20 protein-coding genes and 2 tRNA genes are annotated in these 24,842 nt (G+C 65.8%); 2 read left to right on the top strand and 20 right to left on the bottom strand.

Going from position 1 to position 24,842, the window contains the following annotated elements; genetic code table 11:
* Nucleotides 1-199 precede the first annotated feature (199 nt).
* Nucleotides 200-2,953 carry an aconitate hydratase AcnA gene (gene acnA, locus DFR43_RS13070; protein ID WP_133599423.1) on the top strand — a complete coding sequence of 918 codons (2,754 nt, stop codon included), beginning with the start codon at nt 200-202 and terminating at the stop codon, nt 2,951-2,953.
* Nucleotides 2,954-3,050: 97 nt separating this feature from the next.
* Nucleotides 3,051-3,395: a transposase gene (locus DFR43_RS13075; protein WP_425471101.1), complete on the top strand. Its 345-nt coding sequence runs from the start codon at nt 3,051-3,053 to the stop codon at nt 3,393-3,395.
* Nucleotides 3,396-3,795: 400 nt separating this feature from the next.
* On the opposite strand, the gene DFR43_RS13080 is transcribed toward DFR43_RS13075, so the two are convergent.
* From DFR43_RS13080 to DFR43_RS13175, 20 genes are all read right to left on the bottom strand, one after another.
* Nucleotides 3,796-4,146 (bottom strand): type II toxin-antitoxin system RelE/ParE family toxin, encoded by a 351-nt coding sequence (locus DFR43_RS13080; protein ID WP_133599425.1) that lies wholly within the window; start codon nt 4,144-4,146, stop codon nt 3,796-3,798.
* On the bottom strand, nt 4,143-4,436 hold the full coding sequence (locus DFR43_RS13085; protein WP_245988943.1) for a type II toxin-antitoxin system ParD family antitoxin: 294 nt from the start codon (nt 4,434-4,436) through the stop codon (nt 4,143-4,145). The genes DFR43_RS13080 and DFR43_RS13085 overlap by 4 nt, the downstream gene beginning before the upstream one ends.
* 89 nt (nt 4,437-4,525) lie before the next feature.
* Nucleotides 4,526-5,443, bottom strand: a complete 918-nt coding sequence (locus DFR43_RS13090) for an IS110 family RNA-guided transposase (protein WP_245988944.1) — start codon at nt 5,441-5,443, stop codon at nt 4,526-4,528.
* Between the two features lie 91 nt (nt 5,444-5,534).
* Nucleotides 5,535-5,610 (bottom strand) — tRNA-Phe (locus DFR43_RS13095).
* Between the two features lie 32 nt (nt 5,611-5,642).
* On the bottom strand, nt 5,643-6,323 hold the full coding sequence (locus tag DFR43_RS13100) for a response regulator (protein WP_133599427.1): 681 nt from the start codon (nt 6,321-6,323) through the stop codon (nt 5,643-5,645).
* 28 nt (nt 6,324-6,351) lie between these two features.
* On the bottom strand, nt 6,352-8,619 hold the full coding sequence (locus DFR43_RS13105; RefSeq protein WP_133599429.1) for a sensor histidine kinase: 2,268 nt from the start codon (nt 8,617-8,619) through the stop codon (nt 6,352-6,354).
* On the bottom strand, nt 8,616-9,215 hold the full coding sequence (locus DFR43_RS13110) for a DUF4390 domain-containing protein (protein WP_164499756.1): 600 nt from the start codon (nt 9,213-9,215) through the stop codon (nt 8,616-8,618). Before DFR43_RS13110 ends, DFR43_RS13105 begins: the two co-directional genes overlap by 4 nt.
* 13 nt (nt 9,216-9,228) lie before the next feature.
* Complete coding sequence (rsmB, locus tag DFR43_RS13115; protein ID WP_133599458.1) at nt 9,229-10,578, bottom strand: 16S rRNA (cytosine(967)-C(5))-methyltransferase RsmB; 1,350 nt, start codon at nt 10,576-10,578, stop codon at nt 9,229-9,231.
* 6 nt (nt 10,579-10,584) lie between these two features.
* The gene (locus DFR43_RS13120; protein ID WP_133599433.1) at nt 10,585-11,625 is read right to left on the bottom strand and encodes a M48 family metalloprotease; all 1,041 of its coding nucleotides are present in this window, start codon (nt 11,623-11,625) and stop codon (nt 10,585-10,587) included.
* Nucleotides 11,626-11,652: 27 nt separating this feature from the next.
* Nucleotides 11,653-12,246: a LemA family protein gene (locus DFR43_RS13125; RefSeq protein ID WP_133599435.1), complete on the bottom strand. Its 594-nt coding sequence runs from the start codon at nt 12,244-12,246 to the stop codon at nt 11,653-11,655.
* A gap of 178 nt (nt 12,247-12,424) precedes the next feature.
* Nucleotides 12,425-16,630 carry a DNA-directed RNA polymerase subunit beta' gene (gene rpoC / locus DFR43_RS13130; protein WP_133599437.1) on the bottom strand — a complete coding sequence of 1,402 codons (4,206 nt, stop codon included), beginning with the start codon at nt 16,628-16,630 and terminating at the stop codon, nt 12,425-12,427.
* A 26-nt stretch (nt 16,631-16,656) separates the two neighbouring features.
* Nucleotides 16,657-20,772, bottom strand: a complete 4,116-nt coding sequence (gene rpoB, locus DFR43_RS13135; RefSeq protein ID WP_133599439.1) for a DNA-directed RNA polymerase subunit beta — start codon at nt 20,770-20,772, stop codon at nt 16,657-16,659.
* A 266-nt stretch (nt 20,773-21,038) separates the two neighbouring features.
* Nucleotides 21,039-21,416 carry a 50S ribosomal protein L7/L12 gene (gene rplL, locus DFR43_RS13140; protein WP_133599442.1) on the bottom strand — a complete coding sequence of 126 codons (378 nt, stop codon included), beginning with the start codon at nt 21,414-21,416 and terminating at the stop codon, nt 21,039-21,041.
* A gap of 40 nt (nt 21,417-21,456) precedes the next feature.
* Nucleotides 21,457-21,957, bottom strand: coding sequence for a 50S ribosomal protein L10 (gene rplJ / locus DFR43_RS13145; protein WP_133599444.1), 501 nt, complete (start codon nt 21,955-21,957; stop codon nt 21,457-21,459).
* A gap of 232 nt (nt 21,958-22,189) precedes the next feature.
* Nucleotides 22,190-22,885: a 50S ribosomal protein L1 gene (rplA, locus tag DFR43_RS13150; protein ID WP_133599446.1), complete on the bottom strand. Its 696-nt coding sequence runs from the start codon at nt 22,883-22,885 to the stop codon at nt 22,190-22,192.
* 1 nt (nt 22,886) lies between these two features.
* Complete coding sequence (rplK, locus tag DFR43_RS13155) at nt 22,887-23,318, bottom strand: 50S ribosomal protein L11 (RefSeq protein ID WP_133599449.1); 432 nt, start codon at nt 23,316-23,318, stop codon at nt 22,887-22,889.
* Nucleotides 23,319-23,553: 235 nt separating this feature from the next.
* On the bottom strand, nt 23,554-24,105 hold the full coding sequence (nusG, locus tag DFR43_RS13160; RefSeq protein ID WP_245988946.1) for a transcription termination/antitermination protein NusG: 552 nt from the start codon (nt 24,103-24,105) through the stop codon (nt 23,554-23,556).
* Between the two features lie 30 nt (nt 24,106-24,135).
* Nucleotides 24,136-24,516 carry a preprotein translocase subunit SecE gene (secE, locus tag DFR43_RS13165; protein WP_133599454.1) on the bottom strand — a complete coding sequence of 127 codons (381 nt, stop codon included), beginning with the start codon at nt 24,514-24,516 and terminating at the stop codon, nt 24,136-24,138.
* 98 nt (nt 24,517-24,614) lie between these two features.
* Nucleotides 24,615-24,690 (bottom strand) — tRNA-Trp (locus DFR43_RS13170).
* Nucleotides 24,691-24,704: 14 nt separating this feature from the next.
* Nucleotides 24,705-24,842 (bottom strand): EF-Tu C-terminal domain-related protein (locus tag DFR43_RS13175; protein ID WP_484421921.1); only part of this gene is annotated, 138 nt, incomplete at its 5' end.

Below are 24,842 nucleotides of genomic sequence, written 5' to 3' on the forward strand. Positions count from 1 at the left end.
GACGGGGCCTGAGCGGCACCGAGAACCCCGAACTGAACGACGCGAGCGCCCTCATGCCGGTTCAGCCTTCGGAAATGGGGTTATGCGAAGTGCCCTGCAGGAAGGTCGCCATTTCCGGCATAATTGGGCGCTTGACGCCGGCGCCGTCTCCGCGCGCCGCGCGGATTCTCCCCTCCTCGCTGCAGCCACGGAGCCCCACATGGCCGACTCCTTCGCCACCCGCGCGCATCTCGACCTCAACGGCAAGACCTACACCTACTACAGCCTGCCGAAACTGGCCCAGCGATTCGATCTGGCGAAGCTGCCGTACTCGATGAAGATCCTGCTGGAGAACCTGCTCCGGCACGAGGACGGCGTCACCGTGCTGCCCGAGCACATCGAGGCGGTCGCGAAGTGGGATCCGCTGAAGGAGCCGGACACCGAGATCGCGTTCATGCCCGCCCGCGTGGTGCTGCAGGACTTCACCGGCGTGCCCTGCGTGGTCGACCTCGCCGCGATGCGCGACGCGGTGACGCGGCTCGGCGGCAACCCGGCCCAGATCAATCCGCTGATCCCGTCCGAGCTGGTGATCGACCACTCGGTGCAGGTCGACGTGTTCGGCCGTCCGGACGCGCTCGACCTCAACGGCAAGATCGAGTTCGAGCGCAACAAGGAGCGCTACAGCTTCCTGCGCTGGGGCCAGAAGGCGTTCCGCAACTTCAAGGTGGTGCCGCCCAACACCGGCATTGTGCACCAGGTGAACCTCGAGTACCTCGCGCGCGTGGTCGTCGAGCGCGAAGTGGACGGCGTGCTGCAGGCGTTCCCGGACACCGTGTTCGGCACCGACTCGCACACCACCATGATCAACGGCATCGGCGTGCTCGGCTGGGGCGTCGGCGGCATCGAGGCGGAAGCGGCGATGCTCGGCCAGCCCTCGTCGATGCTGATTCCGCAGGTGGTCGGCTTCAAGCTGACCGGCCGGCTGCCGGAGGGCTCCACCGCCACCGACCTCGTGCTCACCGTCACCCAGATGCTGCGCAAGCTCGGTGTGGTCGGAAAGTTCGTCGAGTTCTTCGGCGACGGCCTGCAGCACCTGCCGCTGGCCGACCGCGCCACCATCGCCAACATGGCGCCCGAGTACGGCGCCACCTGCGGCATCTTCCCGATCGACGCCGAGGCGCTGAACTACCTGCGCCTGTCCGGCCGTCCGGAGGCGCAGATCGCGCTGGTCGAGGCCTACGCCAAGGCGCAGGGCCTGTGGCACGAGCCCGGCCAGGCGGAAGCGCAGTACTCCGCGGTGCTGCATCTCGACCTCGGCGACGTCAAGCCGTCGCTGGCCGGCCCGAAGCGCCCGCAGGACCGCGTGCTGCTGCAGGACATGCAGGCCAACGCGCGCGACGCGATCGCCGGCCTCACCGCCAAGCGCACGCCGAAGGCGGCGGTCGAGACCATGGCCGCCGAGGGCGGTGCGCAGCCGCAGGCCGCGCACCTGGCCGCCCGTCCGATCTCGAAGCTGCGCATCCAGGACCAGGACTGCGAGCTCACCGACGGCTCGGTGGTGATCGCCGCGATCACCTCCTGCACCAACACCTCCAACCCGGCGGTGATGCTCGGTGCCGGCCTGCTCGCGCGCAACGCCGCGCGACTGGGCCTGAAGGCCAAGCCGTGGGTCAAGACCTCGCTCGCACCGGGCTCGCGGGTGGTCACCGACTACCTGAAGAAGGCCGGCGTGCTCGACGATCTGGAGAAGCTCGGCTTCTACGTGGTCGCCTACGGCTGCACCACCTGCATCGGCAACTCCGGCCCGCTGCCGGACGAGGTCTCGCGCGCGATCGCCGAGAACGACCTCGTGGTCGCCTCGGTGCTGTCGGGCAACCGCAACTTCGAGGGCCGCGTGCACCCCGAGGTGAAGATGAACTACCTCGCCTCGCCGCCGCTGGTGGTCGCCTACGCGATCGCGGGCACGGTCGACATCGACCTGAGCAAGGACCCGCTGGCGCACACGCCCGACGGCAAGCCGGTCTATCTGCGCGACATCTGGCCGAGCAACAAGGAGATCGGCGACGTCATCGCCGCGACCATCGGCCCGGAGATGTTCGCCAAGAACTACGCCGACGTGTTCAAGGGCGACACCCGCTGGAACCAGATCGAATCGCCGGAGGGCGAGTCGTACAAGTGGGACGCCTCGTCGACCTACATCAAGAACCCGCCCTATTTCGACGGCATGAGCATGAACGTCGGCACCATCGACGACGTGCACGGCGCGCGCGTGCTGGGTCTGTTCGGCGACTCGATCACCACCGACCACATCTCCCCGGCCGGCAGCATCAAGAAGGACTCGCCGGCGGGCCGCTACCTGATCTCGCGCGGCGTGCAGCCGGCCGACTTCAACAGCTACGGCTCGCGCCGCGGCAACGACGAAGTGATGGTGCGCGGCACCTTCGCCAACATCCGCATCAAGAACCTGATGCTGGGCGGCGAGGAAGGCGGCAACACGATCTACTTCGGCAAGGACGGCTCGCGCGAGAAGCTGGCGATCTACGACGCGGCGATGAAGTACAAGGCCGACGGCGTGCCGCTGGTGGTGATCGCCGGCAAGGAATACGGCACCGGCTCCTCGCGCGACTGGGCGGCCAAGGGCACCAAACTGCTGGGCGTGAAGGCGGTGATCGCCGAGAGTTTCGAGCGCATCCACCGCTCCAACCTGGTCGGCATGGGCGTGTTGCCGCTGCAGTTCCTCGACGGCCAGAACGCGCAGACGCTCGGCCTCGACGGCACCGAGACCTACGACATCGTCGGCCTCGCCGACGGCCAGTCGAAGACCGCCACCGTCATCGCCCGCAAGGCCGACGGCGGCGAGGTCCGCTTCGAGGTGCGCGTGCTGCTGCTGACGCCGAAGGAAGTCGAATACTTCCGCCACGGCGGCATCCTGCATTACGTGCTGCGCCAGCTCGCCGCGAAGAAGGCCGCCTAAGCTGCTGCGGATCGGGCGGTCGCGCCATGTCACGCCATAGGGCACTTCTCGAAACCTCCCTCCCCCTTGCAGCCCGTGAGCCGGCATGATGTCGCCCATGATCACCCCGCGCATCAAGCCCTCGTCTTTGTGGTGTCACCAGCCTGGCGCTGACCTGTTCGTGCAGGACCAGCGCCAAGCCAAGCTCGGCGGCTTCATCGCCAACCTGGCAGCAATGGACGAACTGATCGACTTCGCGGCCATTGCCGCCCGGGTCGACACCGCCTGCCCTCGCGCTGACCGTAGCAAAGGCGGGCGCCCGCCGTACCCCACCGAGGTGATGGTGCGGCTGCTGTTCATCCAGTCGCTGTACAACCTCAGCGACGAGGACTGCGAATGCCAGGTGCTGGACCGCATGAGCTTCCAGCAATGGCCCCGATCGCTGTTGAACCGACCGGGCTGACACCCGAGCAAGCGCCATGGGCAACTGCTCTGCGTGACGCAGGTGTAAGTCACGGTGGCGCAAGGCCGCTTGCGTGCGCTTGCGCCAAGAAGTTGGCGCAGGTTTCGAGAGAAGAGAGGGCAGATCGGAGTCGAACCTGCCCCATTCAGCCGCCCCCGGCAGTGGGGCGCGGCGCAGGCGGAACGGCCCGGAACCCCGCGCGGTGTCGGGGAACCCGGAAACGAAAACGCCCAACCGAGAACGGTTGGGCGCTGAATGGTGGTGGTGCAGTCAACCACCGATTTCGAACTCATTTTCCAAACCCCTGCGCAATCCTTCGGGCCAGTGCGGAAAGTTTCGGGCGTTTGTCCGTTTCACGCCGCCCCCGCAGGAGCACGCTGTAGCCCCGCTGCTCACGGTCTCACTGGATTTCAGCGTCATCGTTCGGCCAATGCCTCGACAGATCCATACTGTCGTGAAGCAGGCGGAGCACCTCGATGACTCGCCCCGGAGCAACCCGGAACATGACGAAGTGACGGCCCTTTCTGCCCTGCCGCGCCACATGCAGGGTGCGAATGCCGGGCGCGATGTCGTCCCTCGCTTTGGCCCCCAGGATGTCGGGTCCCTCGCGCAAGGCCTCGATGGCTTGTGTCACGGTGTCGACGTAGTACCCAGCCTGCCGGGAACCGAAGCGCTCCGCCGTCCACGCCGCGATGTCGAGCAGATCGGCCTCGGCACTGGCGGCCAGGCGAACGCGCCACGGCTCGCTCATGCTTGGGCGAGCGTTTGGGCTGTCACGGCCTTCAGGTGAGCGCGCAAGGATTCCCGGGTATCGAACGTCTTGTAGCGTCCCGCCTCGATATCGGCGATGCCCGCCTTGGCGGCGGCGCGCAGCGCTTCGAGGCGGCTGGCGTCCTCGGCCTCGCGTTGTTCGACAAGACGCAAGCCCTCGCGCAGCACTTCGCTGGCGTTCTGGTAGCGGCCGCTGGCGACCAAATGCTCTACCAGCGCGGCCTGGTGATCGGTGAGGACAACATTGCGCGTCGGCATGGCGATCTTCATACAGGAAAGATTGGCATAGTATGCCAATACCCTGCTTGGAGCGCAATCTGGAGTCTTGTCCAACGAGGTATGAGTAACCGTCTTCCGAGTCAAGCGTCGTGAAGCGCGTTATCCCAAGGTTTGTTGGTTCTGACCATGGCATTGAGCACGGTCAGCAGCTTGCGCATGCAAGCGACCAAGGCGACTTTGGGGCATTTGCCGGCGGCGATCAGGCGCTCGTAGAAGGCCTTGATGACGGGGTTGCGGCGACTGGCGGTCAGTGCGGCCATGTACAGCACACGGCGCACGTCGAAGCGTCCGCCCTGGATGCGTCGTCGGCCCCGGCTTGCGCCGGAATCGTTGGCCATCGGGGCCACGCCCACCAGCGCGGCGATCTCGCGCCGGTTGAGCCGGCCGAGTTCGGGTAACTCGGCGATCAGCGTGGCGCTGGCCACCGGGCCGATGCCGCTGGCCGATTGCAGCAATCGGTCGAGCTCGGCGAAGTGCTCACGCACGTGGCCGACCATCTGGCCCTCGATGTCGTCGAGCTGGGCCTGGATGGCCGCGATGATGGCCTCGATGCTCGGGTGCAGCGCCTTGGGCGTGATCTGCAGCCGCTGCCGCTCGGCCAGCAGCATCGCCAGCAGCTGCCTGCGACGTGTGACCAGCGCGGCCAGCCACTGCTGTTGTGGGTCGGCCAACGGGCACAGGAAGCGGGCCAGATCGTCGCGGCGCAGCAGCACCGCGGCGAACTCGGCCAGCATGCGCGCGTCTGCCGCGTCGGTCTTGGCCAGGCGGCCCATCGACTTGGCGAAGTCGCGCGCCTGGCGCGGGTTGACCACCGCCACGGGCAGGCCGGCCGCTTGCAGCGCGCAGGCCAGCTCTGTCTCGTAGCCGCCGGTGGCTTCCATCACCACCAGCGCCACCTCCAGCGGCTTGAGGGCCGCTATCAACGCCGAGTGGCCCTCGGCCTGGTTGTCGAACCGCTGGGCATCGAACTGGGCGACTTCAGGACACCGGGTGGCCACGGCGTGGCACACGCAGAACGGCCCGCAGCCCCGCGTGGTGTGGCGGAACCCGGAAACGAAAACGCCCAACCGCAGAGGGTTGGGCGAGGAATGGTGGCCTGGGGCGGAATCGAACCACCGACACGCGGATTTTCAATCCGCTGCTCTACCAACTGAGCTACCGGGCCAAGACCTCTACTATAACACAAACAATTCCCGCTCACCCCGCGCTGCGCTTGGACTTGCTCAGGTCCACCCCCAGTTGCTTGAGCTTGCGGTACAAATGCGTGCGCTCCAGGCCGGTCTTTTCGGCCACGCGGGTCATGGAGCCGTTTTCCTTGGCCAGGTGAAACTCGAAATAGGCTTTTTCGAAGGCGTCCCGGGCGTCGCGCAGCGGCACATCGAAGTCAAACGTCTGGGTGGCCATCTCGCCGTCGTGCGCAGCCGGCACCCTCACCTCGCCGAGGGCGGCAGGCATCTCCAGCGCGACGGGGGCGGCGTTGGCCGGCCTGGGCGTCGAGGCCTGCGGCCGGGCCATCGCGCGATTGAGCCCTTTTTCCACGGCCTGCAACAGCTTCTGCATCGTGATGGGCTTTTCCAGAAACGCCATCGCGCCGATGCGGGTGGCCTCCACCGCGGTATCGATGGTGGCGTGCCCGCTCATCATGATGACGGGCATGGTCAGCAAGCCGCTGGCCGACCATTCCTTGAGCAGGGTGACGCCATCGGTATCGGGCATCCAGATGTCGAGGAGCACCAGGTCTGGACGGTACTGGGCGCGGAATTCTCGCGCCTGGGCCGCGTTCTCGGCCAATTCCACCGCGTGACCTTCGTCGTTGAGGATCTCGAACAACAGATCGCGGATCCCGAGCTCGTCGTCAACCACCAATATGTTTGCCATGCTGCGTTGCGTGCTTTCCGGGCAATGCTCAACCCTGTTGCATATTTGCAACCCTGAATGATAGCGAGACTTGCGCGCCGCGGTGGCCATCGACGTCCTGTCGGTGGCCGATGTCCACGCGCCCGCCGTGCTCGTCCATGATCTTCTTCACCACGGCCAGCCCCAGTCCGGTGCCTTTGGGCTTGGTGGTCACGTAGGGCTCGAACGCGCGCTTGAGGATGGCGTCGGCAAAACCGGGGCCATGGTCGAGCACCTGCAGCCGCACCCAGCGCCCGCTGTCGGCGGTGCGGATGCGCAAAGTCACGGGCCCGGCTCCAGGCGGGGTGGCGTCCTGCGCGTTTTGCACCAGGTTGTGAACGACCTGGCGCACCTGCTCGGGGTCGGCCAGGACCAGCGGGGCGTCGGGCTGCAAGTCCAGCCGCAGCGGCACTTCGGCGGCGTCGTACAGGCCCACGATGTCTTGCACCAGCGCATTGAGGTCCAGCGGCCGCAGCGCGGCAGAGGGCAGCCGGGCGTAGTCCCGGAATTCGTTGACCAGGCGCTTCATGGCATCGACCTGATCGACGATGGTCTTGACGGATTTGGTCAGCACGGCCAGGTCGGCGCCTTCGAGCTTGGGCTCCAGCTTCATGGCCAGCCGCTCGGCCGACAGCTGAATCGGCGTCAGTGGATTCTTGATTTCGTGCGCCAGGCGCCGCGCCACTTCACCCCAGGCCTGGGCACGCTGGGCGGAGATGATTTCGGAGACGTCGTCGAACACGAGCAGATGGTCGCCGTTGGGCAGCATCGCTCCGCGGGCGATGAGCGTGACGCCCTGCCCTTCCTGGGCATGCTGGGCGGCGTACAGCTCGATGGACTGCTGCCAGTGGTCGCCCTCCCGGCGGCTGGGATCGGAGAGGAAACGGTCGAACTGTTGCTGAACCCATTGGCCAAACGGGGCCAGCTCCGGCGTGGCGGCCAGCGGCTCACCCAAATGGGCGGCCAGCGGCACCCGCAGAATACGCGTGGCCCCCGGGTTGGCGCTGACCACCCGGTGTTGGGCATCGAGCACCACCACGCCTGCGGTGAGATTGTCCAGAATGGTTTGCAGGCTGGCACGGGCCGCGTCCACCTGCCCCATGCTGTGCTGAACCGCCTGCCGCGCTTCCAGCAGTTCCTGCGTCATGTGGGCGAAGGTGCGGGTCAGGCCGGCCAGCTCGTCGCGCGCGGTCAGCGCAACTTTCGGGGTGAGGTCGCCCCGCGCCACGTCGCGCATGCCTTCGGCCAGCACCAGCAGCGGCCGCACAATCTGGTTGCCCAGCAGCACGGCCAGCAGCACGGCCCCAAACACCGACAAAAACAAGGCCAGGGTGAGCGTGCCGATGTACATGCTGCGCAAGCCGTCCCGCGCCAGCGCCCGCTCCTGGTACTCGCGGTTGGCCACCTGCACGGCCAGCGCGTCGGCCACCAGGGCGGCCGGCAGGGGCATGGTCACTTGCAGGAAGCGCACGTCGCCGCCCAGGCCAAAGCTGGACGGCGACACCAGCGCCCACACCCGCACCCGGGGCAGCTCGCGCTGCGGCAACGCCAGCACCTCGCGCGGATCGTTCAACGCTTCCAGTTCTTCCAGGCCTTCGATGAAGGCCACCACCCGCTGGTTGCGCACCTGGCGCAGCAAAGTGGCCGAAGGCCGCTCGGGCACCAGGTCGAAGCGCGACTCCCCGGCCGTCGCAATGGCCTGCCCCGCGCTGCCCCACAGAATCACGTCACTGGCCTGCAACTGCTCGCGCCAGCCCTCCAGAGCCAGCGCGGCGGCCAAATCGCCCACCCCGCCCAGGCTGGCGGCGGCGGTGCGGGTTTTGCTAGACAGATCGGCCGCCAGGGTGTCCAGGGCCGTTCGCCCCAGATTCAAGCCCGCGGACAGCGCCGTCTCGACGCGCACGTCAAACCACGTCTCGATGGAGCGGGAGACGAATTGGTACGACACCAGGTAAATGAGCAGCCCCGGCAAGCAGCCGACCAGCGCGAAAATGGCGGCCAATTTCACCAGCAGGCGGCTGCCAAAGCGTCGGCGCCGCCAGCGCACTGCCAAGCGCACGCTCAGCCACAGCAGCACCAGCCCGAGCACCGCGGCCACGCCCACGTTGAGCCACACCAGGCTGGTGTAGCCCCCCGCTTCAAACGCCCGGTGGTCGGTGGCCAGCGTCAGCAGGAAGAACAGCACCAGGGCCACGCCCACCATGAACACCAGCCCCAGCCCGATGAGCCAGCGCCGCGCCGATGGGCTCGAAGCCATGGGCCGGGCCGGCGTGCTCATGGCTTGTCTGCCCCGGTAGGTTCCGCCGGCGCGGGTTCGGGCACCTTGATCGTCGCCCGATACACCACCCCCCAATCGGCCCCGGCCCCGACCTGAAACGGCCGTGGCAACAAACCGCTGTCGATGCGCATCTGCACGTCCGCGCGCAGGTCGCCGGCCTCTGGCAGCTCGTCGGCCAAGGCGATGCGCCAGCGCGCCACCGATTTCACCACCGCCAATGCCTCATCGAGACTGTCCAGATTGCGGTGCAACGCGCCCGCGAGCGCGGCCTCGTCTGCCACGCCGGTGACGATGCTCAGCCGCCAGCGCCGCGTCAGCGGCTGGTAGGTCAGGCGCACCACCCGCTGCGCAGTAGCCAGACGCTGGTCGGTCCAGTACCAGCGGCTGCGCCGGACGTCGGCCTGCCAGATGAAGTGCACCGGCACCCCTTTGAGCAGCACGTCTTCCAGCCCGTCAGGCAGTTCCGTATCGAGCCGTGCGCTCAGGTACAGCCCGCTGCCGTCGCGCTGCAGTTGCGCGGCCTGGGCCCAGGCCGACATCGCCACGCCCAGCCACAGTCCCCCCAGCAGCCACAGCCCCACCCAAGCACGGGCCACCCACCGCCGCGGCTCAGGCGGTTTTGTGCAGCAGGGCGTAGAAAAATCCATCCGTTCCACGCTGCGCATTGTCGCCGATCGTCTCGGCCGCCCGCGCCTGCCCGGCCAGCGCCATGCCCGGCAGCAGATGCCCGGGCGCATCTCCTCGGCGGGCATCCGGATGCGCTTGCAAAAACGCCTCCACCTGCTGCTCGCCTTCGGCCCGAAACACCGAGCAGGTGCAATACAGCAGGCGCCCGCCGGGGGCCAGTACCGGCCAGAGCGACTGCAGCAAGTGCCGCTGCTGGGCCGCCAGCTGATCGATGTCTTGCGGCCGCCGCAGCCAGCGCACGTCCGGGTGTCGCCGCACGATGCCCGACGCCGTGCAGGGCGCGTCGAGCAGCACCGCGTCGAACGGCTGGCCGTCCCACCAGCTGGCGGTGTCAGCGGCATCGGCCACCCGCACGACCGCCTGCAAGCCCAAGCGGCTCAGGTTCTGCCGGATGCGCTCGGCGCGTTGGGCATCTTTGTCCAAGGCCCAGACCTCGGCGTCGCAGCGCTCCAGCAGGTGCGCCGTCTTGCCCCCAGGGGCCGCGCATGCATCGAGGATGCGCCGCGGCGCCGGCGCGTCTTTCAGCAGCAGGCCCGCGGCCAACTGTGCCGCCCCGTCTTGCACCGACACCTCGCCTTCGGCCCACCCCGGCAGGCGCTCGACCGGCACGGCCTCGGCCAGCACGACGCCGTCTTCACCCCAGGGCTCGGCCGACCAGCCCAGCGCCCGCAAGCGCGCCAGGTAATGCGCTCGATCGGCGCGGCGCCGGTTGATGCGCAGCGTCATCGGTGCCGGCTCCTGGCTGGCTTGCAGGATGGCTTGCCAGTGGGCGGGGTGGTCCTCACGCAGCCGCTGCACCCACCAGGGGGGATGGTTCCAGCGGGCCAGTTCCACCCGGCGCGCCTGGTCCAGGCGGGCGCAGCGGTCACGCAAAAACCCACGCAGGCACGCATTGACGAACCCGGCCACGGGGCGCGCCAGCTTGAGCAGCGGCACGGCCGCCACCGCCTGATCGACCACGGTGTGCGCGGCATAGTGGGGCCGCCCGGCCGCGGGGGCCTCATCCACCAGTAGCCCCAACGCCACGCACAGCAGGGCATGCACCGGTGGCGCGGGCGTGCGTTGCGTCAATCCGCGCACCAAGGTCAACGTCAGCCCCCGCTGGCGCAAGGCATCGAACACCAGCGCCTGCACCCCCGGACGCAAAGCGGCGGGCACCCGAGGCAACGCCTCGCTCAGCGAACGGCCCTTGGCCACTGCTTCCACCATGCGAGCGCTCCAGGCCAATTGCTGGGCCAAGGTCACAGCACCACTCGAAGCCGACGTTTCCATCACGGTTCAGGCCTCCGGCAAGGCGTCTGCCAAAGACGCGGTCTCTGTCGCCCCATCGCGCCCATGGCGGGGCGCCAGCGGAGGCATCTTGCCGCCATAGATGCGGCGGACGCGCTCCGGCAACGGCGGATGGGCATCCAACCAGCGCCCGAGCCAGCCCGATTCGCCCGAGACCAGCAGCATGTGCTGCACCAGCGGCTGATCGATGCGTCCCGACGGCGACGCGCCGCTGCGCATCTGCTGGCCCATCACTTTGCGCAGTACGCGGCCCAGGCCATCGCGGTTGCGGGTCCATTGCACGGCGCGGGCATCGGCCAGGTGCTCGCGCTGGCGCGAAACGGCCGCCTGCAAGGCGTGTCCGGCCAACCAGCCCAGCCAGCCCACCGCCATCACCCCCAGGCCGATGAAGGTGGCCACGTGGCGCCGCCCGCGCGCATCCGGCCGGGCCAGCGCCTGCCCCATCCGGTAGATCATCTCCAGCCCGAACACCATGCCCGCCAGGCGCATGTTCAGCCGCGTGTCGCCCTCGCGGATGTGGCTGAGCTCGTGGGCCACCAGGCCCTGCATCTCCTCCCGCGTGAGGGCATCGAGCGCCCCTTGCGTGACGGCCACCACCGCATCGCGCGCATCCCACCCCGTGGCCAGGGCGTTGATGGACGCCTCCCGTGGCAGCACCATGGCCTCGGGCGGCCGCATGCCGGCGGCAATCGACAGCTCCTGCACGATGTGGACGAAACGCCGCTCGTCTTCGCTGGCGCTGGGGCGGGCTTCACGCGCCCCCAGCCGCATGGCCAGCGCACGCCCGCCGCCGCTTTGAAGCTGCGTCGTCTCCAGCCACCATCCACCGAGGACGAACAACAGCGTGACGGCCGTGTTCACCGTGAAGAAATGCGCCGGGTAGCCCAGGGCGCCCCCCACCGTGATCTGCCAAGCCAGCGCCAGCACGGCGTTGATGGCCAGCACCAGCAAGGCCACCATCACCCCAAACCAGAACAGCAGCCGCCGCGTCTGCCCGCGAGCGTGGCGCTGATGCTCGAAAAACCGCACGGCCTTCGCCCCTGTGCCACCCAGCAATCAGAACTGCACCTTCGGAGCCTGCCGCTCGGCCTCGCTGGCGGTGGCAGCCAGCATGTCCAGCGGCGCGAAACCCAGCAGCCGCGCCACGATGAGGGTGGGGAAGTGCAATGCCGCGTCGTTGTATTCGAGCACCTGGTCGTTGTAAGCCTGCCGGGCAAAGCCGATCCGATTTTCGGTGTGCGTCAGTTCCTCATGAAGCTCGCGCAGGGTCTGGTCGGCCTTGAGCTCCGGGTAGTTTTCCACCACGGCAAAGAGCCGCCCCAGCGCGCCGCCGAGCACCTGTTCGGCACCGGCCCATGCCCCCAAGGCACCAGCGCTCAGCGGGTTGGCCGCCGCGCCCCGCTCGGCCGTCTGCGCCTGGTTGCGGGCCGCAATCACGGCCTCCAGGGTCTCGGCCTCGTGCTGCAGGTATTTGCGCGCCACCTCCACCAGATTGGGAATCAGGTCATAGCGCCGCTTGAGCTGCACATCGATCTGGCCAAACGCATTGGCCACCTGGTTCTTCAGCCGAATCAGCCGGTTGTACACCCCCACGGCCCAGAAAAACACGACGGCCAGCACCGCCAACACCACCCAACCCAAGATCGACATGCCTGCTCCTTGCGGCCACAGGGGCCTTGCGGCGTACTGTACCGCAGCAGGACCGCGCCCTGCCCGATGGCACGCCCAAAAAAAGACCCGACCGGCGCATCGGCGGGTCGGGTCGGCGGTGCGACGGTCAGGCCGTCGCGCCGGGGATGAGGACGGCGTCAGCCGCTCACTCGGCCATTCAATCAGCCGCGTCGCTGGCCTCGGCCTGGCTGGCCGCCAGGGCTGCCGCATCGGCTTCGGCGATGGCGCGGCGCTCTTCCTCGTCCATGCGCTCTTTGGCGCGGCGTGCCTCGTGGAACGCCATGCCCGTGCCGGCCGGAATCAGACGGCCCACGATCACGTTTTCCTTCAGGCCACGCAGTTCGTCCTTCTTGCCCATGATCGCGGCTTCGGTGAGCACGCGAGTGGTTTCCTGGAACGAGGCGGCGGAGATGAAGGAATCGGTGGACAGCGAGGCCTTGGTGATCCCCAGCAGCACGTTGCTGTAGGTTGCCGGCGTCTTGCCTTCGGCGATCAGCGCATCGTTGGTGTTGAGGATCTCGGAGCGCTCGACCTGCTCGCCAGCGATGTAGCTGGAGTCGCCCGGGTTTTCGACCACGACGCGGCGCAGCATCTGACGCACGATCACCTCGATGTGCTTGTCGTTGATCTTCACGCCCTGCAGGCGGTAGACGTCCTGCACCTCATCGACGATGTAGCGCGACAGCTCCTCGATGCCCAGCAGGCGCAGGATGTCCTGCGGATCGGCCGGGCCATCGACGATGAGTTCGCCCTTGTTGACCACCTGGCCTTCGTGCACGAGGATGTTCTTCTCCTTGGGCACCAGTTCTTCCCAGACCTTGCCATCGGGGTCGGTGATCTGCAGGCGCACCTTGCCTTTGGTTTCCTTGCCGAAGGACACCGTGCCGGTGATTTCGGCCAGGATCCCCTTGTCCTTCGGCGAGCGGGCCTCGAACAGCTCGGCCACGCGCGGCAGACCGCCGGTGATGTCGCGCGTCTTCTGGCCTTCGACCGGAATCCGGGCCAGCACCTCGCCGGGGCCCACCTCCTGGCCATCGCGCACCTGGATCAGCGCGCCGACCTGGAAGCCGATGGTCACCGAGTGGTCGGTGCCCGGGATCTTGACCTCGTTGCCCTGGGCATCGATCAGCTTGACCTGCGGCCGCACCACCTTGGCCGAGCCACGGCGCTTCGGATCGATGACCACCAGCGTGGACAGGCCGGTCACGTCGTCCACCTGCTTGGCCACGGTCAGGCCCTCTTCCACGTTCTCGAATTTCACCGTGCCGGCGAATTCGGTGATGATGGGTCGGGTCAGCGGGTCCCAGTTGGCCAGGATGGTGCCGGCCTTGATGGGCTGGTCGGGCTTGACCGCCAGGATGGCGCCATACGGCACCTTGTGGCGCTCGCGCTCGCGGCCGTGCTCGTCGGCGATGACGATTTCGCCCGAGCGGGCAATCACCACCAGCTCGCCTTTGTTGTTCGACACATAGCGCATCGTGGCATTGAAGCCCACGATACCGTTGGACTTCGCTTCCACGCTGGAGGCCACCGCCGCCCGGGAAGCCGCGCCACCGATGTGGAAGGTGCGCATGGTCAGCTGCGTGCCCGGCTCGCCGATGGACTGCGCCGCGATCACGCCGACGGCCTCGCCCACGTTGACCAGACCGCCACGGCCCAGGTCGCGCCCGTAGCACTTGGCGCACAAGCCATAGCGGGTCTCGCAGGTCAGCGCGGTGCGCACGCGCACCTCGTCCACGCCCACCTGCTCGATCAGGTCGCAGGCGTCTTCGTCGATCATCTGGCCCGCGCGGATGATGACCTGCTGGTTCTCGGGGTTGACCACATCTTCGGCCGTGGTGCGACCCAGGATGCGCTCGCGCAAGCTCTCGATGACCTCGCCACCCTCGACGATGGCGCGCATCAGCGTGCCATTGCTGGTGCCGCAATCCTCCTCGGTCACCACCAGGTCCTGCGTCACGTCCACCAGGCGGCGGGTCAGGTAGCCGGAGTTGGCGGTCTTCAGCGCCGTATCCGCCAAGCCCTTACGCGCCCCGTGCGTGGAGATGAAGTACTGCAGCACGTTCAAGCCCTCGCGGAAGTTCGCGGTAATCGGCGTCTCGATGATCGAGCCGTCGGGCTTGGCCATCAGGCCGCGCATGCCCGCGAGCTGACGGATCTGGGCGGCGGAGCCGCGCGCGCCCGAGTCGGCCATCATGTAGATGGAGTTGAACGACTCCTGCTCCACCTCGTTGCCGTGGCGGTCGATGACCTTCTCCTTCTTCAGGTGCTCCATCATCACCTTGGAGATCTCGTCACCGGCCTTGCCCCAGATATCGACCACTTTGTTGTAGCGCTCGCCGGCCGTCACCAGACCGGAGGCGTACTGGTGCGCGATTTCCTTGACCTCGGCCTCGGCGCGCTCGATGATGGCCTGCTTCTCGGAAGGCACCAGCATGTCGTCGATGGCGATCGAGATGCCGGCCTTGGTGGCCAGGCGGAAGCCGTTTTGCAACAGCTTGTCGGCAAAGACCACCGTCTCCTTCAGGCCGCACTTGCGGAAGCTGGCGTTGATGAGCTTGGAGATTTCCTTCTTCTTCAGCGCCTTGTTGATGAGGTCGAACGGCAAGCCCTTGGGCAGAATTTCCGACAGCAGGGCACGGCCGACGGTGGTGTCCACCATCTTGGTGACCGGGGTGAGCTCACCGGTTTCCTTGTTTTTGGTCCACTCGGTCAAACGCACGCTGATCTTGGCAGTCAGCTCCACCACCCCGGCGTCGAGCGCACGCTGCACCTCGGCCACGTCGGCAAACACCATGCCCTCGCCCTTGCCGTTGATGCGTTCGCGCGTGGTGTAGTACAGGCCCAGCACCACGTCCTGCGACGGCACGATGGAGGGCTCGCCGTTGGCGGGGAACAGCACGTTGTTGGAAGACAGCATCAGCGTGCGGGCTTCCATCTGCGCTTCCACCGACAGCGGCACGTGCACGGCCATCTGGTCGCCATCGAAGTCGGCGTTGAACGCGGCGCACACCAGAGGGTGCAGCTGAATGGCCTTGCCTTCGATCAGGATGGGCTCGAACGCCTGGATGCCGAGACGGTGCAGCGTCGGCGCGCGGTTGAGCAGCACCGGGTGCTCCTTGATGACGTCTTCCAGGATGTCCCACACCACGGGCGTGCCGGCCTCGACCTCCTTCTTCGCGGCCTTGATGGTGGTCGCAATACCCATCTGCTCCAGCCGCGCGAAGATGAAGGGCTTGAACAATTCGAGCGCCATCAGCTTGGGCAGGCCGCACTGGTGCAGCTTAAGCGTCGGGCCCACGGTGATGACGGAACGGCCCGAGTAGTCCACCCGCTTGCCCAGCAGGTTCTGGCGGAAGCGACCGGATTTACCCTTGATCATGTCGGCCAGGGACTTCAGCGCGCGCTTGTTGGCACCGGTCATGGCCTTGCCGCGGCGGCCGTTGTCCAGCAGGCTGTCCACGGCTTCTTGCAGCATGCGCTTTTCGTTGCGCGCGATGATCTCGGGCGCTTTCAGCTCCAGCAGGCGCTTCAAGCGGCTGTTGCGGTTGATGACGCGGCGGTACAGGTCGTTGAGGTCGGACGTGGCGAAACGCCCACCGTCCAGCGGCACCAGCGGCCGCAGGTCCGGCGGCAGCACGGGCAGCACTTCCAGAATCATCCACTCGGGCTTGATGCCGGACTTCTTGAACGCCTCCAGCACCTTCAGGCGCTTGGCGTTTTTCTTGACCTTCAGTTCGGAGCCGGTCAGGTCGTTGCGCAGCTTCTCGATCTCGGTGTCCAGATCGATGCTTTGCAGCAATTCCTTGATGCCCTCGGCGCCCATCTTGGCGACGAACTCGTCACCGTACTCCTTGACCTTGGCGTCGTAGTCGTCCTCCGACATGATGCTGAACTTCTTCAGCGGGGTCATGCCAGGGTCCACCACCACGTAGGCTTCGAAATACAGCACGCGCTCGATGTCGCGCAGCGTCATGTCCAGCACCAGGCCCAGGCGGCTGGGCAGGGACTTCAGGAACCAGATGTGGGCGCAGGGCGCGGCCAGGTCGATGTGGCCCATGCGCTCGCGGCGCACCTTGGTCTGGGTCACTTCCACGCCGCACTTCTCGCAGATCACGCCGCGGTGCTTCAGGCGCTTGTACTTGCCGCACAGGCACTCGTAGTCCTTGATGGGGCCGAAGATCTTGGCGCAGAACAGGCCGTCGCGCTCGGGCTTGAAGGTGCGGTAGTTGATGGTCTCGGGCTTTTTGACTTCACCGAAGGACCAGGAGCGGATTTTTTCCGGCGAAGCCAGGCCGATGCGAATGGCATCGAAATGCTCGTCGGGCGTGAACTGCTTGAACAGGTCGAGCAAGGATTTCATGGATGGCTTTCCTTTTCTTCGGTGAATCAGGAGCGTTCGAGTTCGATGTCGATGCCGAGCGAGCGGATTTCCTTGACCAGCACGTTGAACGATTCGGGCATGCCGGCATCGATGGCGTGCTCGCCTTTGACGATGCTCTCGTACACCTTGGTGCGGCCCTGCACGTCGTCGGACTTGACGGTGAGCATTTCCTGCAGGATGTACGCCGCGCCATAGGCTTCCAGCGCCCACACCTCCATCTCACCGAAGCGCTGGCCACCGAACTGCGCCTTACCACCCAGCGGCTGCTGCGTGACCAGCGAGTACGGGCCGGTGGAGCGGGCGTGCATCTTGTCGTCCACCAGGTGGTGCAGCTTCAGGTAGTGCATGTAGCCCACCGTCGTCTTGCGCTCGAACGGATCGCCGGTGCGGCCGTCGTAGAGCTGCGCCTGGGTCCGGGTCTCGGTCAAGCCCTTGGCCTTGGCCACGTCATCGGGGTAAGCCAGTTTCAGCATGTCGAGGATCTCGGCCTCGGAAGCACCGTCGAACACCGGCGACGCGAAGGGCACGCCTTTGCTGAGCTCCTGCGCCATGGCCACGATTTCCTGGTCGCTCAAGTCGTCCAGGTTTTCCTTGCGGCCGGTCCGGTTGTAAATCTGGTCGAGGAACTGGCGGATCTCGGCGGCCGCCGCTTCACGCCGCAGCATCTCGCCGATGCGCTCGCCCAGCCCCTTGGCGGCCCAGCCCAGGTGCACCTCCAGCACCTGCCCGATGTTCATCCGCGATGGCACGCCCAACGGGTTGAGCACGATGTCCACCGGCGTGCCATCGGCCAGGTAGGGCATGTCTTCGACCGGCGTGATCTTGGAGACCACGCCCTTGTTGCCGTGGCGGCCGGCCATCTTGTCGCCGGGCTGCAGGCGGCGCTTGACGGCCAGGTACACCTTGACCATCTTCAGCACCCCCGCGGGCAGCTCGTCGCCCTGGGTCAGCTTCTTGCGCTTTTCTTCGAAAGCCAGGTCGAAGGCATGGCGCGTCTGCTCCATCGAATTCTTGATGGATTCCAGCTGAGCGGCCACGTTCTCGTCGGCCGGGCGGATGTCGAACCAGTGGTACTTGTCCACTTCGGCCAGATAAGCCTCGGTCAGCACCGTGCCCTTGGCCAGCTTCTTCGGTCCGCCGTTGGCCGTCTTGCCCACCAGCAGCTTCTTGATCCGGTCAAACGCATCGGCTTCGACGATGCGCAGCTGGTCGTTGAGGTCCAACCGGAAGCGCTTGAGCTCGTCGTCGATGATCTGCTGCGCGCGCTTGTCGCGCTGGATGCCCTCGCGGGTGAAGACCTGCACGTCGATCACCGTGCCTTGACTGCCCTGCTCGACGCGCAGCGAGGTGTCCTTCACGTCGGAGGCCTTCTCGCCAAAGATCGCGCGCAGCAGCTTTTCCTCGGGCGTGAGCGTCGTCTCGCCCTTGGGCGTGACCTTGCCCACCAGCACGTCGCCGGGCTGCACCTCGGCGCCCACGTAAATAATGCCGGACTCGTCCAGGCGGTTGAGCTGCTGCTCGGCCAGGTTCGGAATGTCGCGGGTGATTTCCTCGGGGCCGAGCTTGGTGTCACGCGCCATCACCACCAGTTCCTCGATATGGATGCTGGTGTAGCGGTCCTCCGAGACCACTTTCTCGGAAATGAGGATCGAGTCCTCGAAGTTGTAGCCGTTCCAGGGCATGAAGGCGATCAGCATGTTCTGGCCGATCGAGATTTCGCCCAGGTCGGTGGAGGCGCCGTCGGCGATCACCGCCCCTTTGTGGATCAGCTCGCCCTTCTTGACGATGGGACGCTGGTGGATGTTGGTGTTCTGGTTGGAGCGCTGGTACTTGATCAGGTTGTAGATGTCCACGCCCACTTCACCGGCCACCGCCTCGTCGTCGTTGACGCGGATCACGATGCGGGTGGCATCGACATAGTCCACCACGCCACCGCGCTTGGCCACCACCACGGTGCCCGAGTCGATGGCGGCCACGCGCTCGATGCCCGTGCCCACCAACGGCTTTTCGGGCCGCAGCGTCGGCACGGCCTGGCGCGACATGTTGGCACCCATCAGCGCGCGGTTGGCGTCGTCGTGCTCCAGGAACGGCACCAGCGAGGCCGCCACCGAGACGATCTGCGCCGGCGAGACGTCCATGTACTGCACCGTCTCGGGCGACACCAGCACCGATTCGCCCTTCTCGCGTGCCGACACCAGTTCGCCGGTCAGACGGCCTTCTTCGTCCAGCGCGGCGTTGGCTTGGGCAATGATGTACTTGCCTTCCTCAATGGCCGAGAGGTAATCGATCTGGTTGGTCACCTTGCCGTCCACCACGCGGCGGTACGGGGTTTCGATGAAGCCGTACTCGTTGAGGCGCGCGTACAGCGCCAGCGAGTTGATCAGGCCGATGTTCGGGCCTTCCGGCGTCTCGATCGGGCAGACGCGGCCGTAGTGCGTGACGTGCACGTCGCGCACCTCGAAGCCGGCGCGCTCGCGTGTCAAGCCGCCCGGGCCCAGGGCCGAGACGCGGCGCTTGTGCGTGATCTCCGCGAGCGGGTTGGTCTGGTCCATGAACTGGCTGAGCTGGCTGGCGCCGAAGAACTCCTTGAGGGCCGCGGAAATCGGCTTGGAGTTGATCAGGTCGTGCGGCATCAGCGGCTCTTGCTCGGCCTGGCCCAGGCGCTCCTTGACGGCCTTCTCGATGCGGGCCAAACCGGTACGGTACTGGTTTTCGGCCAGTTCGCCGACACAGCGCACGCGGCGGTTGCCCAGGTGGTCGATGTCGTCCACTTCGCCCTTGCCGTTGCGCAGATCCACCAGGATCTTGACCACGTCCAGGATGTCCTCGTTGGACAGCACCATCGGGCCGTTGGGGTCGTCGCGGCCGACACGGGCGTTGAACTTCATGCGCCCGACGCGCGAGAGGTCATAGGTATCGGGGTTGTAGAACAGGCGATGGAACAAGGCCTGCACCGCGTCCTCGGTCGGCGGCTCGCCGGGACGCATCATGCGGTAGATCGCCACGCGCGCGGCGAACTCGTCGGCCGTCTCATCGATGCGCAGCGTCTGGCTGATGTAAGCCCCCTGATCCAGCTCGTTGGTGTAGATACAGGGCAGCTCCTGGATGCCGGCGTTGCGCAGTTTTTTCAGCAGCGTCTCGGTGAGCTCGTCGTTGGCCTTGGCGATGATCTCGCCGGTGTCGGAATCGACGATGTTCTTGGCCACCACGCGGCCCAGCAGGAAGTCTTCCGGCACGGTGATGTGGGTGGTGCCGGACTGCTCCAGCTCGCGCACATGCCGCGCGGTGATGCGCTTATCCTTGGCCACCACCACCTTGCCCGTCTTGTCGGTGATGTCGAAACGCGCCACCTCGCCCTTCAAGCGCTCCGGCACGAAGGCCATCTGGGCGCCGCTGTCCATCAAGCGGAAATGGTCATTGACGAAGAAGTTCGCCAGAATCTGCTCGGGATTGAGGCCAATGGCCTTCAGCAGAATGGTCACCGGCATCTTGCGGCGCCGGTCCACACGGAAGTACAGCAGGTCCTTCGGGTCGAACTCGAAGTCCAGCCAGGAACCGCGGTAGGGAATGATGCGGGCCGAGAACAGCAGCTTGCCCGAGCTGTGCGTCTTGCCCTTGTCGTGCTCGAAGAACACCCCGGGCGAACGGTGCAACTGCGACACGATCACGCGCTCGGTGCCGTTGATGATGAAGGAGCCCTTGTCGGTCATCAGGGGCACCTCGCCCATGTAGACCTCCTGCTCCTTGACCTCCTTGACCACCTTGGATTGCGGGGTGGAAGACTCGCGGTCGTAGATGATGAGCTGCACGCGGGCGCGCACGGCCGAGGCATACGTCAGGCCACGGGTCTGGCATTCGCGCACATCGAACGCCGGCTTGGCCAGCGTGTACTCCACGAACTTCATCTCGACAAAGCCGTTGTGCGAGACGATGGGGAAAGCCGATTCGAAGGCGGCCTGCAGGCCTTCGTGGCGACGCTGACGCGGGGGTACATCGGCTTGCAGGAACGCGGTGTAGGCGTCCTTCTGCATCTGCAAGAGGTAAGGAATTTCCAGCACGTTTTCGCGGCTGCCAAAGCTCTTGCGGATGCGCTTGCGTTCGGTGTACGAGTATTGAGCCATGAGATCTCCGGGCTTGAGGTCTGCGGCGACTGTTCGGCAAAGGCCCGCTGAGCAGGCCCTTGGGATCTTGGCGACTGGCCTCTACCAGTCCGTGGCGGACGGCCCACGCGTTGCACGCAGGCCCGAACCAAGCCGTCTTCTGCAGTCGGGGTCAGAAGACACGGTCAAGCGGGCTGGAGGCGAAAACCCGCTGGACCGTGCGCTCTGAAGCGCCAAAAGGCTGGAAGGCCCCCGAGAGGACTTTCCAGCCTTCCAGCTCGGCCCAATTACTTGAGCTCGGCCTTGGCGCCCGCTTCTTCCAGTTTCTTCTTGGCCGCTTCGGCGTCGGCCTTGGGCATGCCTTCCTTGACGGTCTTGGGCGCGCCGTCCACCAGGTCCTTGGCTTCCTTCAGACCCAGGCCGGTGATTTCGCGCACGGCCTTGATGACGGCCACCTTGTTGCCACCGGCATCGGCCAGCACCAGGTCGAAGTCGGTCTTCTCTTCAGCGGCCGGAGCGGCAGCGCCACCGCCAGCAGCAGCGGGCGCGGCCATGGCGGCAGCGCTCACACCAAACTTCTCTTCGATGGCTTTCACCAGGTCGTTGAGTTCCATGACCGTCATGCTGTCCAGAGCGGCCAAAAATGCGTCTTTGTCGAATGCCATGTTGATTTCCTACAAACGGTTGATACGGACAGGCGCCGGATCAGGCAGCCTGCGCCTCGCCCTTCTTCTCGGCCAAAGCGGCCAGCACGCGGGCGGTGCGGGAGATGGGGGATTGCATCAAGCCCAGCAGCTGAGCCAGCAGCACTTCCTTGGAAGGAATGCTGGCCAGTTGCTTCACGCCATTGACGTCCAGGGCTTTGCCGGCATACACGCCACCGCGAATCACCAACTTGTCGTTGGTTTTCGCGAAGTCGGCCACCACCTTGGCGGCGGCCACGGCGTCTTCCGAAAAGCCATAGATCAGCGGACCGGTCATCTGGTCGGCGCCTGCCTCAAAGCCGGTGCCAGCCACTGCGCGGCGTGCCAGCGTGTTCTTCAACACACTCAGGGACACGCCTTTGCTGCGGGCTTCGACACGCAACTTGGTCAGATCGGCCACCGTGATGCCACGGTATTCCGCCATCACGAGCGTTTGAGCTTTAGCGGCGAGCGCCGACACCTCGTCGATGACGGCTTGCTTCTCACTGCGATTCAGACTCAAGGTCTACTCCTTTAAAAACATGGTCCGGCGAGCCGTTCCATGCACCTCATTGCAGCGACCAACCGTTGCTGGAAGAACTCCATCGTCGGCGGGATCGCCATCTGCGCTGGCGCATCGTCATTAAGCCTTCGGAGGAAGCCCCGTCGGCACCAGCGGTCTTGGATGGCCCTGCCCCAGAGGGCAGACCCACCAACCTGCGTCGCCCCGAAGCGCGGCGCAGGATTTTTCTGCATCAGGCCGTGATGGACTGCACGTCCACGCGCACGCCCACGCCCATGGTGGACGACACCGCCACCTTGCGCAGGTACTGCCCCTTGGACGAAGCAGGCTTGGCCTTGTTCAGCGCGTCGATCAGAGCCACCAGGTTGCCGTGCAGCTTGTCGTTGTCGAACGAGCGGCGACCGATGGTGCCATGCACGATACCAGCCTTGTCCACGCGGAATTGCACCTGACCGGCCTTGGCGTTCTTGACGGCAGCGGCCACATCGGGGGTCACGGTCCCCACCTTGGGGTTGGGCATCAAGCCACGGGGGCCGAGGATTTGACCCAACTGACCGACAATGCGCATCGCGTCCGGCGAGGCGATGACGACGTCGAAATCGATCTTGCCGGCCTTGATCTCGGCGGCCAGGTCCTCGAAGCCCACCACATCGGCGCCAGCGGCCTTGGCCTCTTCGGCCTTGGCACCCTGGGCGAACACGGCCACGCGCTTGGTCTTGCCGGTGCCATTGGGCAACACCACGGCACCACGCACCACCTGGTCAGACTTCTTGGCATCCACACCCAGTTGCACCGCCACGTCGATGGACTCATCGAACTTGGCGCTGGCGCACTCCTTGACCAGTGCCAGCGCGTCCGCGATGGGGTACAACTTGGTCGAATCGACCTTGCCCTGCAGGGCTTTTTGCTTCTTGGTCAGCTTGGCCATGTCACACACCCTCCACAATCACGCCCATGGAACGGGCCGAACCAGCGATGGTCTTGACCGCAGCCTCCAGATCGGCTGCCGTCATGTCCTTCATCTTGGTTTTGGCGATTTCCTCGAGCTGGGCGCGGGTGATCTTGCCCACCTTGTTCTTGTTTGGCACCGAAGAGCCTTTGTCCAGCTTGATCGCCTTCTTGATCAGCGTCGTGGCCGGCGGGGTCTTGATGATGAAGGTGAAGCTCTTGTCCGCATAGGCGGTGATCACCACCGGCAACGGCAGACCGGGCTCGACGCCCTGCGTCTGGGCGTTGAACGCCTTGCAGAACTCCATGATGTTCAGGCCGCGCTGACCCAGCGCCGGACCGATCGGGGGAGAGGGGTTGGCCTTACCAGCTGGCACTTGCAGCTTGATGAAGCCGACGATTTTTTTCGCCATGTCAAAGCTCCTGCGAGTTCCTGCGGCAGCCGGCCGAACCGCCAGCCACCTCCTCGCGCAAAAGTCCTGTTACGGCTCGCGCCGGCTGACGTCGGACCGATAGCGCCAGCAAGAAAGGCCGAAGCGGCGCACCGTTTCGGCAGAACCAAAGATTATAGCAACAATTTCACCCCAAGCAACCGAGCAGTACCGCGCATCGCCCGCCGCACGGGGGAAATACCCTTACGCGCCCGAATCAGGTTTTCTCGACCTGGTTGAACTCCAACTCCACCGGCGTCGCCCGACCGAAAATCGTGACCGAGACGCGCAGTTTGTTTTTCTCGTAGTTGACTTCCTCGACCGTGCCATTGAAGTCGGTGAACGGCCCTTCCTTCACGCGGACGTATTCGCCGATGACGAATTCGACCTTGTGGCGCGGCTTATCCGAGCCCTCTTGCATCTGGCCGATGATCTTTTGCACCTCCTCTTCGGAGATGGGCGTGGGCCGATTGCGCGCACCGCCGACGAAGCCGGTGACCTTGCTGGTGTTTTTCACCAGGTGCCAGGTATCGTCGTCCATCACCATCTCCACCAGCACATAGCCGGGGAAGAATTTGCGCTCCGTGGTGCGTTTGACGCCATTTTTGATTTCCACGACCTCTTCGGTCGGCACCAAGATGCGGCCGAACTTGTGCTGCATGCCGGCACGCTGCACGCGCTCGATGATGTTGCGCTCGGCCGCCTTTTCCATGCCGGAATAGGCGTGCACCACGTACCAGCGCATGCCTTCGGCCGGCGCGGCGCTCATGGGAGGGGTTGCGGCAGAATCCGTCATTGTTTATCTCCAGCCCAGGATGAGGTCGTACAGCACCCAGCCCAGCAGTTTGTCGGTCAGCCAGAGGAACAAGGCCATGACGAACACGAAAGCAAAGACATAGGCAGTCATCTGGATGGCTTCACGCCGGGTCGGCCAGACGACTTTCTGCACCTCGCGCCAGGAGTCGCGACCAAAGCCGATGAATCGCCGCCCCGGCTCAGAGACCAGAAACACCCCCGCGCCCGCTAGCGCACCCACCAGCAGGGCCAACCATTGCACCCAACCCGCTTGCGCCGACAGCAGGTAGAAAGCCACGAACCCCGCCAGCACCAGCAGGACCGCCACGGCCAGCTTGGCCTTGTCGGCACCCGTGCCCACGGTTTCAACATCTGTGGAGGCCATTCGTCCTATCCTCAAAAAGGCCCGCTTGAGAAACGCAAGCCCACCTGAGGTCTTGCGACTTCGGCGGGCTTCACAACCACTCTGACGGCGGGGTCAGGTGGCAGGGGCAGAGGGAATCGAACCCCCAACCTTCGGTTTTGGAGACCGACGCTCTGCCAATTGAGCTATACCCCTACGCGGAATCGAGTTTACTCGATGATCTTGGCCACGACGCCGGCGCCGACGGTGCGACCGCCTTCGCGGATGGCAAAGCGCAGCCCCTCTTCCATGGCGATCGGGGCGATCAACTTGACCGTGATCGTCACGTTGTCACCGGGCATCACCAT

It is taken from the genome of Tepidicella xavieri (assembly GCF_004363315.1).
GTDB classification, from domain to species: Bacteria; Pseudomonadota; Gammaproteobacteria; order Burkholderiales; family Burkholderiaceae_C; genus Tepidicella; species Tepidicella xavieri.

Excerpts from the sequence above, each read along its gene's own strand:
- acnA (WP_133599423.1), top strand. The coding sequence starts at position 200 with ATGGCCGACTCCTTCGCCACCCGCGCGCATCTCGACCTCAACGGCAAG.
- DFR43_RS13075 (WP_425471101.1), top strand. The coding sequence starts at position 3,051 with ATGATCACCCCGCGCATCAAGCCCTCGTCTTTGTGGTGTCACCAGCCT.
- DFR43_RS13080 (WP_133599425.1), bottom strand. The coding sequence starts at position 4,146 with ATGAGCGAGCCGTGGCGCGTTCGCCTGGCCGCCAGTGCCGAGGCCGAT.
- DFR43_RS13085 (WP_245988943.1), bottom strand. The coding sequence starts at position 4,436 with ATGAAGATCGCCATGCCGACGCGCAATGTTGTCCTCACCGATCACCAG.
- DFR43_RS13100 (WP_133599427.1), bottom strand. The coding sequence starts at position 6,323 with ATGGCAAACATATTGGTGGTTGACGACGAGCTCGGGATCCGCGATCTG.
- DFR43_RS13105 (WP_133599429.1), bottom strand. The coding sequence starts at position 8,619 with ATGAGCACGCCGGCCCGGCCCATGGCTTCGAGCCCATCGGCGCGGCGC.
- rsmB (WP_133599458.1), bottom strand. The coding sequence starts at position 10,578 with ATGGAAACGTCGGCTTCGAGTGGTGCTGTGACCTTGGCCCAGCAATTG.
- DFR43_RS13125 (WP_133599435.1), bottom strand. The coding sequence starts at position 12,246 with ATGTCGATCTTGGGTTGGGTGGTGTTGGCGGTGCTGGCCGTCGTGTTT.
- rpoC (WP_133599437.1), bottom strand. The coding sequence starts at position 16,630 with ATGAAATCCTTGCTCGACCTGTTCAAGCAGTTCACGCCCGACGAGCAT.
- rpoB (WP_133599439.1), bottom strand. The coding sequence starts at position 20,772 with ATGGCTCAATACTCGTACACCGAACGCAAGCGCATCCGCAAGAGCTTT.
- rplL (WP_133599442.1), bottom strand. The coding sequence starts at position 21,416 with ATGGCATTCGACAAAGACGCATTTTTGGCCGCTCTGGACAGCATGACG.
- rplA (WP_133599446.1), bottom strand. The coding sequence starts at position 22,885 with ATGGCCAAGCTGACCAAGAAGCAAAAAGCCCTGCAGGGCAAGGTCGAT.
- rplK (WP_133599449.1), bottom strand. The coding sequence starts at position 23,318 with ATGGCGAAAAAAATCGTCGGCTTCATCAAGCTGCAAGTGCCAGCTGGT.
- nusG (WP_245988946.1), bottom strand. The coding sequence starts at position 24,105 with ATGAGCGCCGCGCCGGCCGAAGGCATGCGCTGGTACGTGGTGCACGCC.
- secE (WP_133599454.1), bottom strand. The coding sequence starts at position 24,516 with ATGGCCTCCACAGATGTTGAAACCGTGGGCACGGGTGCCGACAAGGCC.